This is a genomic window from uncultured Paracoccus sp. (assembly GCF_937873615.1).
Taxonomy (GTDB): Bacteria; Pseudomonadota; Alphaproteobacteria; order Rhodobacterales; family Rhodobacteraceae; genus Paracoccus.
The window spans coordinates 78,825-91,763 of sequence record NZ_CALMYP010000017.1; the positions used below are offsets into that span (position 1 = coordinate 78,825).

At 65.9% G+C, this 12,939-nt stretch carries 12 protein-coding genes; 7 read left to right on the top strand and 5 right to left on the bottom strand.

Annotation, left to right across the window (positions count from 1 at the left end):
* The first annotated feature begins 30 nt into the window (after positions 1-30).
* Positions 31-774 carry a DsbA family protein gene (locus Q0330_RS05335; protein ID WP_299475555.1) on the top strand — a complete coding sequence of 248 codons (744 nt, stop codon included), beginning with the start codon at positions 31-33 and terminating at the stop codon, positions 772-774.
* A 51-nt stretch (positions 775-825) separates the two neighbouring features.
* On the opposite strand, the gene ispG is transcribed toward Q0330_RS05335, so the two are convergent.
* The 4 genes from ispG to gmk are packed head-to-tail and all read right to left on the bottom strand — an operon-like array spanning position 826 to position 4,261.
* Entirely contained in the window at positions 826-1,944 is a 1,119-nt protein-coding gene (gene ispG / locus Q0330_RS05340; protein ID WP_299475558.1) for a flavodoxin-dependent (E)-4-hydroxy-3-methylbut-2-enyl-diphosphate synthase, read from the bottom strand.
* A 55-nt stretch (positions 1,945-1,999) separates the two neighbouring features.
* Positions 2,000-3,106: an ATP-binding protein gene (locus Q0330_RS05345; protein ID WP_299475561.1), complete on the bottom strand. Its 1,107-nt coding sequence runs from the start codon at positions 3,104-3,106 to the stop codon at positions 2,000-2,002.
* A gap of 1 nt (position 3,107) precedes the next feature.
* A complete protein-coding gene (locus Q0330_RS05350) occupies positions 3,108-3,629 on the bottom strand; it encodes a gamma carbonic anhydrase family protein (RefSeq protein ID WP_299475564.1) in 522 nt (173 codons plus the stop codon).
* A complete protein-coding gene (gene gmk, locus Q0330_RS05355; protein WP_299475567.1) occupies positions 3,626-4,261 on the bottom strand; it encodes a guanylate kinase in 636 nt (211 codons plus the stop codon). The genes Q0330_RS05350 and gmk overlap by 4 nt, the downstream gene beginning before the upstream one ends.
* Positions 4,262-4,444: 183 nt before the next feature.
* Here gmk and Q0330_RS05360 point away from each other — a divergent pair, with 183 nt between their 5' ends.
* Together Q0330_RS05360 and ilvD are read left to right on the top strand one after the other, a co-directional pair.
* A complete protein-coding gene (locus Q0330_RS05360; protein WP_299475570.1) occupies positions 4,445-5,212 on the top strand; it encodes a PAS domain-containing protein in 768 nt (255 codons plus the stop codon).
* Positions 5,213-5,374: 162 nt separating this feature from the next.
* Complete coding sequence (gene ilvD, locus Q0330_RS05365) at positions 5,375-7,213, top strand: dihydroxy-acid dehydratase (protein WP_299475573.1); 1,839 nt, start codon at positions 5,375-5,377, stop codon at positions 7,211-7,213.
* A 169-nt stretch (positions 7,214-7,382) separates the two neighbouring features.
* Here the strand turns inward: ilvD and Q0330_RS05370 are convergent, their stop codons facing one another.
* The gene (locus Q0330_RS05370) at positions 7,383-9,053 is read right to left on the bottom strand and encodes an NAD+ synthase (protein WP_299475577.1); all 1,671 of its coding nucleotides are present in this window, start codon (positions 9,051-9,053) and stop codon (positions 7,383-7,385) included.
* 157 nt (positions 9,054-9,210) lie between these two features.
* Here Q0330_RS05370 and Q0330_RS05375 point away from each other — a divergent pair, with 157 nt between their 5' ends.
* From Q0330_RS05375 to Q0330_RS05390, 4 genes are all read left to right on the top strand, one after another.
* Positions 9,211-10,782, top strand: a complete 1,572-nt coding sequence (locus Q0330_RS05375; protein ID WP_299476069.1) for a 2-isopropylmalate synthase — start codon at positions 9,211-9,213, stop codon at positions 10,780-10,782.
* Positions 10,782-10,946, top strand: coding sequence for a hypothetical protein (locus Q0330_RS05380; protein WP_299475580.1), 165 nt, complete (start codon positions 10,782-10,784; stop codon positions 10,944-10,946). Before Q0330_RS05375 ends, Q0330_RS05380 begins: the two co-directional genes overlap by 1 nt.
* A complete protein-coding gene (locus Q0330_RS05385) occupies positions 10,946-12,127 on the top strand; it encodes a VWA domain-containing protein (RefSeq protein ID WP_299475583.1) in 1,182 nt (393 codons plus the stop codon). The genes Q0330_RS05380 and Q0330_RS05385 overlap by 1 nt, the downstream gene beginning before the upstream one ends.
* 128 nt (positions 12,128-12,255) lie before the next feature.
* Positions 12,256-12,936, top strand: a complete 681-nt coding sequence (locus tag Q0330_RS05390) for a M48 family metallopeptidase (RefSeq protein WP_299475586.1) — start codon at positions 12,256-12,258, stop codon at positions 12,934-12,936.
* Positions 12,937-12,939 lie beyond the last annotated feature (3 nt).

Sequence of the window (12,939 nt, forward strand, 5' to 3'; positions counted from 1 at the left end):
GTCGCGCGCAAATCTGACAAGGATGACCCGATGAAAACGCTGATCGCCGCCCTGCTTCTTTCCGCCACCCCGGCCCTCGCGCTGGATCTCGGCGCCATGAGCGAGACCGAGAAGGACCAGTTCGGCACGGCGGTGCGCGATTACCTGATGGAAAATCCCGAAGTCCTGATCGAGGCGATGAACGCCCTCGAACAGCGCCGCCTGGCCGAGGAAACCAAGAACGACGCCGCCATGATCGCCCAGCTTTCCGATCAGATCTACAATGACGGCCATAGCTGGATCGGCGGCAATCCCGAGGGCGACGTGACCGTGGTCGAATTCATCGACTATCGCTGCGGCGTCTGCAAACAGGTCTTCCCCCATGTCGAGGATACCGTCGCCAAGGACGAGAACCTGCGGATCATTTTCAAGGAATTCCCCATCCTCGGTCAGGAAAGCGAGCTTGCCGCCCGCTTCGCCATCGCCGTCAAGCAGGCCGAGGGCGACGAGGCCTATAAGAAAGTCCATGACAATTTCTACACCATGCGCGGCAATGTCACCGTCGACAGCCTGAAGGCGATCTCGGAGGAGATGGGCTTTCAGACCGACGCGATCATCGAGGCCATGCAGGGCGATGCGGTGACCGATGTGCTGCGCGAAAACGCGCAACTGGCGCAGGCGCTGCAGGTTTCCGGCACGCCCACCTTCATCATCGGCGATACGCTGCTGCGCGGGATGCCGCAGACCGGCATCGTCCCGGTGATCGAGGCGACCCGCAAGGCCAGCGAAGGCTGATGCCCTCTTTGGTGTGAAAATACCTCGGGGTCCGGGGCAGCGCCCCGGTCCCTACTCCGCCGCTTTCGCGGCCTCGATTTTTTCGGCACGTTCCTCGACCAGCTCGACGATATGGTCGATCATCTGGTCGTTCGTCATCTTGTGGTCCTGCTTGCCGGCCAGATAGACCATGCCCGCGCCCGCACCGCCGCCGGTAAAACCGATATCGGTCATCAGCGCCTCGCCCGGCCCGTTGACCACGCAGCCGATGATCGAGAGGCTCATCGGGGTCTTGATATGCTCAAGCCGCGCCTCCAGAGCCTCGACCGTCCTGATCACATCGAAGCCCTGCCGCGCGCAGGAGGGGCAGGAGATGATCTGCACGCCCCGCGTCCTCAGCCCCAGCGATTTCAGGATCTCGAAGCCGACCTTGACCTCCTCGACCGGATCGGCGGACAGGCTGACCCGGATGGTATCGCCGATCCCGGCCCAGAGCAGGTTGCCAAGCCCGATCGCGGATTTCACCGTGCCGCCGCGCAGGCCCCCGGCCTCGGTGATGCCCAGATGGATCGGCGCGTCGGTGACATCGGCCAGCTGCTGATAGGCCGCCGCCGACAGGAACACGTCCGAGGCCTTCACGCTGATCTTGAATTCGTGGAAATCGTGGTCCTGCAGCAGCTTGATGTGATCGAGCCCGCTGTCCACCATCGCATCCGGGCAGGGTTCGCCGTATTTTTCCAGCAGGTGCTTTTCCAGACTGCCGGCATTGACGCCGATGCGGATCGAACAGCCGTGATCCTTGGCCGCACGCACCACCTCGGCCACGCGCGAGGCATCGCCGATATTGCCGGGATTGATGCGCAGGCAGGCGACGCCGGCCTCGGCGGCCTCGATGGCGCGCTTGTAGTGGAAATGGATGTCGGCGACGATGGGAACCGGGCTTTCGCGGCAGATCTCCTTCAGCGCCCGGGTGGTCTCCTGATCCGGCGCGCTGATGCGCACGATATCGGCACCGGCATCGGCGGCGCGGATCACCTGATCCAGCGTCGCGCGCACGTCGTGGCCATCGGTATTGGTCATGGTCTGCACCGAGATCGGGGCATCGCCGCCGACCGGCACATTGCCGACCATGATCTGGCGCGACTTGCGCCTTTCGATATCGCGCCACGGACGGATCGGGTTATGCGTCATCTCGGTCCCCAGATTGCTGCGCCACAGATAGACCCTTGCCGGGCGGGCGGCAAGTTCAGCCCCGGCCCGAACCGACCGGCAGGATCACGGTAAAGCAGGACCCCTCGCCCGGTTGCGATTCGATGCGCAGCTTGCCGCGATGCCGGCTGACGATATGCTTGACGATGGCCAGCCCCAGCCCGGTGCCGCCCTTCTGGCGCGAGCGGTCGTCGTCGACGCGATAGAAACGCTCGGTCAGGCGGGGCAGATGGCGTTCGTCGATCCCCTCGCCCCGGTCGATCACCGCCACCGCCCAGGCCGGACCGCGCAGGCTGGCATCATGGGCGATGGCTGCGATCCGCAGGATCACCTCGCCGCCGGCGCCGCCATATTTCACCGCATTCTCCACGAGATTGTGAAAGACCTGCGTCAGTTGATCGGCATCGCCCTCGACCGGCACCGGGCCATCGGCGCCCTCGACCCTGATGGTCACGCCCTGCGCATGGGCCGTCTGCGACAGCGTTTCGGCCACCGCGCGCACCAGCCGGCCCAGATCGAGCCTTTCGGAGGGGCGGCGGCGTTCCTCGGATTCCACCCGGCTGAGCGAAAGCAGGTCCAGCACCAGCCGGTTCATCCGCGCCGCCTCGGTCTCCATGATCGACAGGAAACGATCGCGCGCCGCCGGATCGTCGCGGGCCGGGCCGCGCAGGGTCTCGATGAAGCCGATCATCGCGGTCAGGGGCGTGCGCAATTCATGGCTGACATTGGCGACGAAATCGCGGCGCAGCTGCACCGCCTCCTCGATGCCCGAACTGTCCTCGATCACCACCAGCACCGCCGGACCGTTCTGCATCGGCAGGGCCGAGACGGTGATTTCCGCCGGCAGGTCGCGCCCCCGGGCCGAGATCACCACACGACTGCGATAGCCGCCGGCTTCCGCCCTGCCCGGCGCACCGTCCTGCGCCCCGTCAGACGGCGCGGCTGCTCTGGAGTCAAGCAATGTATCGACCGCCTGCACGATGGTCGGATGGCGCAGCACGGTGACGAAGGGCCGGTCGGTCAGGCGGTCGCCCAGAAGCCCGGTCGCGGCCCGGTTCGCGGCAAAGACCCGCGCCTCGGCATCGACGGCCAGAACCGGAACCGGCAGCGCCGCAATGACCTGCTGGACCAGCCCGACATCCATCCTAGCCGACCTGTTTCAGCCCGGCGCGGAACCGCGCCCCGTTCTGCTGATAGCGCCGCGCCGATTCCAGAAGATCGGCATAGCCGGCATCGTCGATCTCGCGCACGACGCGGCCGGGCGCGCCCATGACCAGCACCCGGTCGGGGATCTCCTTCTTCTCGGAAATCAGCGCGGCCGCCCCGATCAGGCTGCCGGACCCGATCCGCGCACCGTTCAGCACCGTGGCACCCATGCCGATCAGCGAGGCCGCACCGATCCGGCAGCCATGCAGCATCGCGCGATGGCCGACGGTCACATTCTCGCCGATCAGCAGCGGAAAGCCCGGATCGGTGTGCAGACAGCAGAGATCCTGCACGTTGGAGCCGCGCCCGATGCGGATCTCCTCGTTATCGCCGCGTAGGACGGCGCCCCACCAGACGCTCGCCCCCGGCTCGATGACCACCTTGCCGATGATCTGTGCATCCGGCGCCACCCAGGCATCCTCCGCGATTTCGGGGCGTACCCCGTCGAGTTCCCAGATCATGCGCTTTCTCCTCCCTCCATCAGCGATTTCACGAAACCGCCCAGACTTTTCTGCCGCTCGCGCCGCAGCCTTTCGGCCGTCAGGATCGCGATCAGGCGCTGGAAGCTGGCCTCAAGATCGTCATTGACCAGCACATAGTCATATTCCGCCCAATGCGAAATCTCGTCGCGGCTTTTCGCCATCCGCCCGGCGATCACCTCGGGCGCGTCCTGCCCGCGAGAGATCAGCCGCCGTTCGAGTTCGGGTAGCGAGGGCGGCAGGATGAAGATCGAGACCACATGCGGCCCCAGCACCGAGGCCCGGATCTGCTGGCCGCCCTGCCAGTCCACGTCGAAGAGCGTGTCACGTCCGGCCTGCATCGCGGCCTCGACCGGTGCGCGCGGGGTGCCGTAAAGGTTCCCGAAGACCTCGGCATGTTCCAGCATGTCGCCGGAACCGGCCATGCGGGCGAAGTCGTCGCGGGCGATGAAATGGTAATGCTGGCCGTCCACCTCGCCCGGGCGCGGGCTGCGCGTCGTCGCCGAGACCGAGAAGGACAGCGTCGGATCCCAGTCGATCAGCCGCCGCGCCAGCGTCGACTTCCCGGCCCCGGAGGGCGAGGAGAGAATGATCAGAAGCCCGGTCCGGTCCATGCGGTTCCCCTTGTGTCTTGCGCGCTTTTGCCCGCGAGCGCCGGGGAGAATCAAGCCTCCGCGCTTAACCAATTGCCGAAATCCTGCATTTCCAGCGCGTAAGGATAGGGTATGACAGCACCCCGGCGGACCGCTATCGGAAAAGATTGCCCGAGAGCCCGGATCTGCCTTAGGTTGAACTTGATGAGTGACGATATCGACGATACCCACCCGGCCGGGGCCGAACTGACTGCACCTCCGCAACAGGATCGGGGCGCAGAAATCCTGCAATTGACCGCCATTGCTGCCCCCAACTCTGTGCGGATCGTCAGCGAGATGCGCAGCTATTGGCAGGACTTGCGCCGGGGTCGCGCCGTGCCCGACCGCGCCGATGTCGAACCGCAGGGCATCCGCGCCGCGCTCGACTATGCCTTCATCCTTGAACGCATCGCGCCGGGTGCGGCCCGGTTTCGTCTGGCCGGGCGGCATCTGGTGGACCTGATGGGAATGGAAGTGCGCGGGATGCCGATCTGCTCTTTCCTCAACCCTGACAGCCGGGGGCGCCTGTCTGATGTTCTGGAAACCGTGTTCAAGGGTCCGCAGATCGCCGAGATCGCCATGCACTCCCATCCTGCCTATGGACGGCCACCGCTTGATGGAACGCTGCTTCTGCTGCCGCTGAAATCCGATCTGGGCGACATCACCCGCGCGCTCGGCTGCCTGGTCACCAGGGGCGAGGTCGGACGCGGCCCGCGGCGCTTCGATATCCTGAGCGATTCGGTCTTTCCGGTGATCGAAGGGGCGGCACCGCTTTTCCCCAGCCCCGGCGGCTTCGCCGAGGAGCCCGCGCCGTGGCGTCCCCCGAACCCCCGGAGAGATCCGCGCGACAGCGCCCCCCCACCAGCCGGGATCACACCAGAGGAACGCCGCGCCCGCTTCCTGGTGATCCGGTCCGAGGAAGGGGATCGCTAGGACCAGCCGGGCACAAGGGCTTTCCGCCCGGCACCTCTCGGCGACGAAACGGGAAATGCAATCGGCTTCTGGCGATGCCCGAAGAAAGGCGCTAGATGTGGCAGCCGTAGCCGCTGGCGGGCATCTCATCATGCCCGTCTTGCCAATCGGAAGGAATTGCCCATGCCCGCCTATCGTTCCCGCACCTCGACCCATGGCCGCAATATGGCGGGCGCGCGCGGGCTCTGGCGCGCCACCGGCATGACGGACGGCGATTTCGGCAAGCCGATCATCGCCATCGTCAACAGTTTCACCCAATTCGTGCCCGGCCATGTCCATCTGAAGGATCTGGGCCAGCTTGTCGCGCGCGAGGTCGAGAAGGCCGGCGGCGTCGCCAAGGAATTCAACACCATCGCCGTCGATGACGGCATCGCCATGGGCCATGACGGGATGCTCTATTCCCTGCCCTCGCGCGAGATCATCGCCGACAGCGTCGAATACATGGTCAACGCCCATTGCGCCGATGCCATGGTCTGCATCTCGAATTGCGACAAGATCACCCCGGGTATGCTGAACGCGGCAATGCGGCTGAACATTCCCGCGATCTTCGTCTCGGGCGGCCCGATGGAGGCCGGCAAGGTCGTGCTGCAGGACGGCAAGCTGCATGCGCTCGATCTGGTCGATGCCATGGTCGCCGCCGCCGATGACAAGGTCAGCGACGAGGACGTGGCCACCATCGAGCGTTCCGCCTGCCCGACCTGCGGGTCCTGTTCCGGCATGTTCACCGCCAATTCGATGAACTGCCTGACCGAGGCGCTTGGCCTGTCGCTGCCCGGCAATGGCTCGACCCTCGCCACCCATGCCGACCGCCAACGCCTGTTCGAGGAGGCCGGTCAGCGCATCGTCGGCCTCGCCCGGCGCTACTATGAGCAGGAGGATACCAGCATCCTGCCGCGCAATGTCGCCAACAAGAAGGCGTTCGAGAACGCCATGTCGCTGGATATCGCCATGGGCGGCTCCACCAATACCGTGCTCCATATCCTTGCCGCCGCGCATGAGGGCGGGATCGATTTCGACATGGACGATATCGACGCGCTGTCGCGCAAGGTGCCGTGCCTGTCCAAGGTCGCGCCGGCCAAGCAGGACGTGCATATGGAGGATGTCCACCGCGCCGGCGGCATCATGGCGATCCTCGGGCAGTTGGAACGCGGCGGGCTGATCCATCGCGACAGCCCCACCGTCCATGCGCCGACGCTTGGCGAGGCCATCGACCAATGGGACATCTCGCGGACCGAGGACGCCGCCGTGCACAAGTTCTATTCCGCGGCCCCCGGCGGTGTGCCGTCGCAGGTCGCGTTTTCGCAGGACAAGCGGTGGGATGCACTCGATCTCGACCGTCAGGGCGGGGTGATCCGTTCGGTGAATTCGCCGTTTTCGGCCGATGGCGGGCTGGCGGTGCTGAAGGGCAATATCGCGCTGGATGGCTGCATCGTGAAGACGGCGGGCGTGGACGATTCCATCCTGGTCTTCGCCGGCCCGGCGGTCGTCTATGAAAGCCAGGACGCGGCGGTCAGCGGCATCCTGACCGGCAAGGTCAAGGAGGGCGACGTGGTCGTCATCCGCTACGAAGGCCCCAAAGGCGGGCCGGGGATGCAGGAGATGCTTTATCCGACCAGCTACCTGAAATCGAAGGGCTTGGGCAAAGCCTGCGCGCTTGTCACCGACGGGCGTTTTTCGGGCGGCACCTCGGGCCTCTCCATCGGCCATGCCTCGCCCGAGGCGGCGCAGGGCGGCATGATCGGCCTTGTCCGCGACGGCGACCGGATCGAGATCGACATCCCGAACCGAACCATCCACCTGGCCGTCCCCGAGGCCGAACTGGCCACCCGCCGCGCCGAGCAGGACAGGCTGGGCTGGAAACCGGCCGAGAAGCGCAAGCGCAACGTCACCACCGCGCTGAAAGCCTATGCCGCCTTCGCGGCGAGTGCGGACAAGGGCGCGGTCCGGGTGCTGCCGGAATAGGTCGGTCTTCGGCGCAACTCGCCGCCGTATCAAATCGTCAAACGCGCCGATCCTCCTTCGGCGCGTTTGCTTTTTGAACCGCACGGTCTGGGAAACGTGCCCCTTTTGCCCGGCGGCCTTTCCCGCAGCATTCGCCGCACGAGAGCAGCTCACACCGCAATCATCAGGCTCAAAGCTCGTCCCGCCAGCGGTTGACCAGCGGATAGCGACGGTCGAGCCAGAAGGCCCTGGTCGAGATGCGCGGCCCGGGCGCGGCCTGATAGCGCTTCCATTCGCTGTTCAGAAGCAGCCATTCGACCTTCTTCACCGTCGCCGCGTCGAAGCCGCGCGCGACCAGTTCCTTCAGCGACAGGTCTTCCTCCACCAGCCCGAACAGGATCTGGTCGAGCACGTCATAGGGCGGCAGCGAATCGCTGTCCTTCTGGTCGGGGCGCAATTCGGCGCTTGGCGGCTTGGTGATGATCCGGGGCGGGATCACCTCGCCCGTCCTGCCCATCATCCAGCCACGATGATTGGCATTGCGCCAGCGGCAGGTCTCGAAGACGCGGGTCTTGTACAGGTCCTTGATCGGGTTATAGCCGCCGGCCATGTCGCCATAGATGGTGGCGTAACCGACCGCGACCTCGGACTTGTTGCCGGTGGTCAGCAGCATCTCGCCGAACTTGTTCGACAGCGCCATCAGCATCACCCCGCGCAGGCGGGACTGGATATTTTCCTCGGTCACGTCGGGCTTGGTGCCCTCCATCAGATGCGCCAATGCGCCCGAGACCGCGTCGCGGGCGCCGTCGATCTTCACCGTGTCCAGCCGCACGCCCAGCCGGGTCGCGCAATCGGCGGCATCGTCGAGGCTGGCCTGCGAGGTATATTCCGAGGGCAGCATCACGCAGCGCACGTTCTCCGGCCCGACCGCATCCGAGGCGATGGTCGCGACAAGCGCCGAATCGATGCCGCCCGACATGCCCAGCACCACCTTGCGAAAGCCCGACTTGCGCAGATAATCGCGCAGGCCGGTCATCATGGCGCGGTAATCCTGTTCCCACTCATCGGGCTGATCCGCCATCTGCCCGGGTTTCGCCCGCCAACCGGCTTCGGTGCGGATGAAATCGACATGCTCGATCACCTCGTCGAAAGGGGCGAACTGCACCACCTTTTCGGCACCGCCATCGGGGCCGGGGTTCAGAACGAAACTGGCCCCGTCATAGATCTGGTCGTCCTGCCCCCCGACCGAGTTCAGATAGACGAGCGGCAGCCGGTTCTCGACCACGCGGGCGACCATATGGCCCATGCGCAGGTCCAGCTTGTTGCGATGATAGGGGCTGCCATTGGGCACGATCAGGATTTCCGCCCCCGATTCCTGCAGCGCCTCGGCCACGTCGGGCCACCAGGCATCCTCGCAGATCGGCGATCCGATGCGCACGCCCTTGATGCTGTAGGGGCCAGAGATCGGGCCCTCGTCGAAAAGCCGCATCTCGTCGAAAAGCTGCTTGTGGGGCAGTTCGTGTTTCAGGACGCGTGCCACGACCTTTCCGCCCTCGCAGACGAAGAAGGCGTTGTAAAGCTTGCCATCCTGCGCCCAGGGGGTGCCGATGCCAAGCGCCGGGCCATCGGCGCATTCGCGCGCCAGAGCCTCGACCTGGGCCACGGCATGGGCGACGAATCCCTTCTTCAGCACCAGGTCCTGAGTCTGATAGCCGGTGATGAACATCTCGGGCAGGACGACGAAATCGGCCCCGGCATCGCGGCCCTTTTCCCAGGCCGAGCGCGCCTTGGCGGCATTGCCTTCCAGATCCCCCAGCGTCGGGTTTAGCTGGGCAAGCGTGATACGGATACTGTCGGTCATGTCCGGTCCCTCGTTCTGCTTGCGCCAGCCATAGCGCAGCGCGCGGCGAAGGGGAACGGCAGGCTTTGCGCTGCGGTTCCTTCTCGGCTAAACGGGGGGCCAAAGAACGGAGTCGGGCATGAAAGCAGCTCTCGTGGCAGCAGCTCTGGCGGTGGCAATGCCGGCCATGGCACAGGACAATACCGAGCAGGCGGCCAATGTGGTCACCAAGCCCTATGACGATGGCGGGGTCTATACCGGCACCTTCCGCAACGGGTTGCAGCATGGGCGCGGCACGTACACCCTGCCCTCGGGCTATGAATATGATGGCGACTGGGTCGAGGGCGAAATTCTGGGCCAGGGCCGGGCCAAATTCCCCAACGGTTCGATCTATGAGGGCAGCTTTGCCAAGGGCAAGCCGAACGGTCGCGGCAAGATCACCTATGCCGATGGCGGCACCTACGAAGGCGACTGGGTGGACGGCCAGATCACCGGTCAGGGCGTGGCGCAATATGCCAATGGCGCCAGCTACGAGGGCGGCTTCCAGAATGCCATGCATCACGGCAAGGGCGTGCTGAGCCAACCGAACGGCTATCGCTATGACGGCGACTGGGTGAAGGGCGTCAAGGAGGGCATGGGCCGCATCACCTATCCCGACGGCGCCAGCTATGAGGGCCAGATGCTGGCCGGGCAGCGCGCCGGGCGCGGCAAGCTGACCATGCCCGACGGGCTTTCCTATGACGGCACCTGGGAGGCCGGGCAGATGTCGGGCCGGGGCGCGCTGATCCAGCAATCCGGCGACCGCTACGAGGGCGAGATGCGGGCCGGCAAGCGCGAGGGTCAGGGCCGCGCCACCTATGCCAATGGCGATGTCTATGACGGCCAGTTCCGCGACGACCGCCGCGACGGCACCGGCACCTTCACCGGCACCGACGGCTATGTCTATGCCGGGCAATGGGCCGCCGGGCAGATGCAGGGCGAGGGCCGCATCACCTATCCCGACGGCTCGGTCTATCAGGGCCAGATGGCCGCCGACCAGCCCGACGGGCGCGGGCTGATCACCTATCCCGACGGCGCCACCTATGACGGCGACTGGGTGGCTGGCGTGATCCAGGGTCAGGGCCGGGCCGCCTATGCCAATGGCATGGTCTACGAGGGCAGCTTCCGCGAGGCCCGCATCGACGGTCAGGGCCGCATGACCTATCCCGACGGCTATGTCTATAACGGCGAATGGAAGAATGGCGAGCGCGACGGGCGCGGTCAGGCGACCTATCCCGACGGCACCGTCTATACCGGCGAATTCGCCGGCGGGCTGCGCGCCGGTCAGGGCAAGCTGACCACGCCGGACGGCTTCATCTATGAAGGCGGCTGGAAGGATGGCGAGATCGACGGCGAAGGCGTCGCCACCTATGCCACCGGCGACACCTATACCGGCCATTTCGCCGCCGGAAAGCGGCAGGGCCAGGGGGTCATGCGCTATGCCACCGGGCAGGTCGCATCCGGCGAATGGGATCAGAACCGGCTGAGCCGCCCCGGCCCGGTCGCGACCGAAGGCCCGGCGCCCGAGGAAGCGCCTGCCCCGGCAGAAGCGGCCACCGAGCCGACCGAAGCCGTCCCCCTGCCCGTGCAGGAAAACCCGGTCCCGGCACTTCCGGCTGAGGCCGACACGCCCGCCGAACCCGAAGCGCCGCCGGCAGAACCCACCGCACCAGACACCACCGAAGCCCAGCCCGCCAGCGGAGAGAATTGATGATCGTCATTGCCCTTGCCATCCTCGGCCTCGCCCTTGGCTGGATGCGCGCCGGGCGCGCCGGCGGCAACCGCAAGGACCGCGTGCAATGGGCCTTGGCGCATATGCTGGCCTTCATGCTGGTCGGACTGTTCGCCACCATCCTCATCGACCGCATGGCCTGATGTTTCGCCCCTTCCTCGACAGCCTGCGCCGTCATGGCGTGCCGGTCAGCCTTCGGGAATATCTCGATCTGCTGGGCGGGATGGCCGCCGGGGTGACGGGACAGAATACCGAGGATTTCTATCACTTCGCCCGCCTCTCGCTGGTGAAGGACGAACGCCATCTGGACCGCTTCGACCGCGCCTTCGCCGAGGCCTTCGCCGGTCTCGAACAGGTCCCGGTCGAGGCGCTGCTGGATCAGGCCGAACTGCCCCGCGAATGGCTGGAGAAACTGGCCGAGAAGCTGCTGACCGAGGCCGAAAAGGCCGAAATCGCGGCATCGGGCAGTTTCGAGGCGCTGATGGAAAAGCTGCGCGCGCGTCTGGCCGAACAGCAGGGCCGCCATCAGGGCGGCAGCAAATGGATCGGCACGGGCGGCACCTCGCCCTTCGGGGCTAATGGCTATAACCCGGAAGGGGTGCGGATCGGGCAGAACGAAAGCCGCCACCGCCGGGCGGCGAAGGTCTGGGACAAGCGCGAGTTCCGCGATTTCGACGACAGCGTCGAACTTGGCACCCGCAATATCAAGGTGGCGCTGAAACGCCTGCGGCAATGGGCGCGCCATGGCGCGGCCGAGGAACTGGACCTGCCCGCCACCATCCGCGCCACTGCGGACCACGGCTATATCGACGTGCAGACCCGGCCCGAGCGGCGCAATGCGGTGAAGGTGCTGCTGTTTCTCGACGTGGGCGGCAGCATGGACGACCATATCCGCGTCGTTGACGAGCTGTTCAGCGCCGCCCGCGCCGAGTTCAAGCATATGGAGCATTTCTTCTTCCATAACTGCCTTTACGAGGCGGTCTGGAAGGACAGCCGCCGCCGCTGGACCGAGACCACGCCGACATGGGACATCCTGCACCGTTACGGGCGCGACTATAAATGCATCTTCGTCGGCGATGCCTCGATGTCGCCCTACGAGATCGCGGTGCCGGGCGGTGCGAACGAGCACTGGAACCCCGAGCCGGGCGAATTATGGCTGCGCCGCGCGACCGAAACCTGGCCCGACCATGTCTGGCTGAACCCGGTCGCCCGCCAGCACTGGCGCCATACCCAATCCATCGGCATGATCGGCACCGTCTTCGAGAACCGGATGATGCCGCTGACGCTGGAAGGGTTGACGCAGGCGATGCGCATCCTTGGCTGAGGCCGCACCCGCAAACAGCGCTGCGACAGGTATTTTTACACCGAAGAGCCCCATCTTCGGTGCTCAAATACCTGTGCCGAGTTGCCAGGCGGCTTGATCGCCGGGCCGACTCGCGCCACATCTGTCACATGCTGAAATTCCTGCCCCTCCTGCTCATCCTCGCCTATACGCTGGCCATGTGGTTCTTCTCGGTCTGGCGGCTGAAACGCGAGATGGCCGCGCATTCGACGCCGCTCGACGATGCCCGGCTGAACCCGCTTCTGGACCGGCTGGGCGCGGCGATGGACCTGCCGCGAATCCGGGCGCAGGTCTATGAGGTGCCAATGGTGAACGGGCTGGCGGCCCCGGACGGGCGCATCTTCATCACCCGGGGCTTCATCGAGCGCATGGACAAGGGCGAGGTCACCCCCGAGGAGCTTGCCGGCGTCGTTGCGCATGAATTGGGCCATGTCGCCCACGGCCATTCCAAGCGCCGGCTGATCGACTTCGCCGGGCAGAATGTCATCCGCAGCGTGCTTCTGGTGACGATCGGCCGCTTCCTGCCCTTCATCGGCCCCTGGCTGATCAACCTGGCCGTCATGGCACTGGCGGCGCGCCTGTCGCAATCGGACGAGTTCGAGGCCGACCGCTTCGCCACCGCGCTGCTGATCAGATCGGGGATCGGCGCCGGCCCGCAGATTTCGCTGTTCGAGAAGCTCGGCCGGCTGACCGGGGGACGGAGTGCGGCCGCGCCGGCCTGGCTCCTGTCGCATCCGGTGACGGAAAAGCGGATCGAGGCGATCCGGGCCAATATGCAGCGCTGGCAGTAAGGC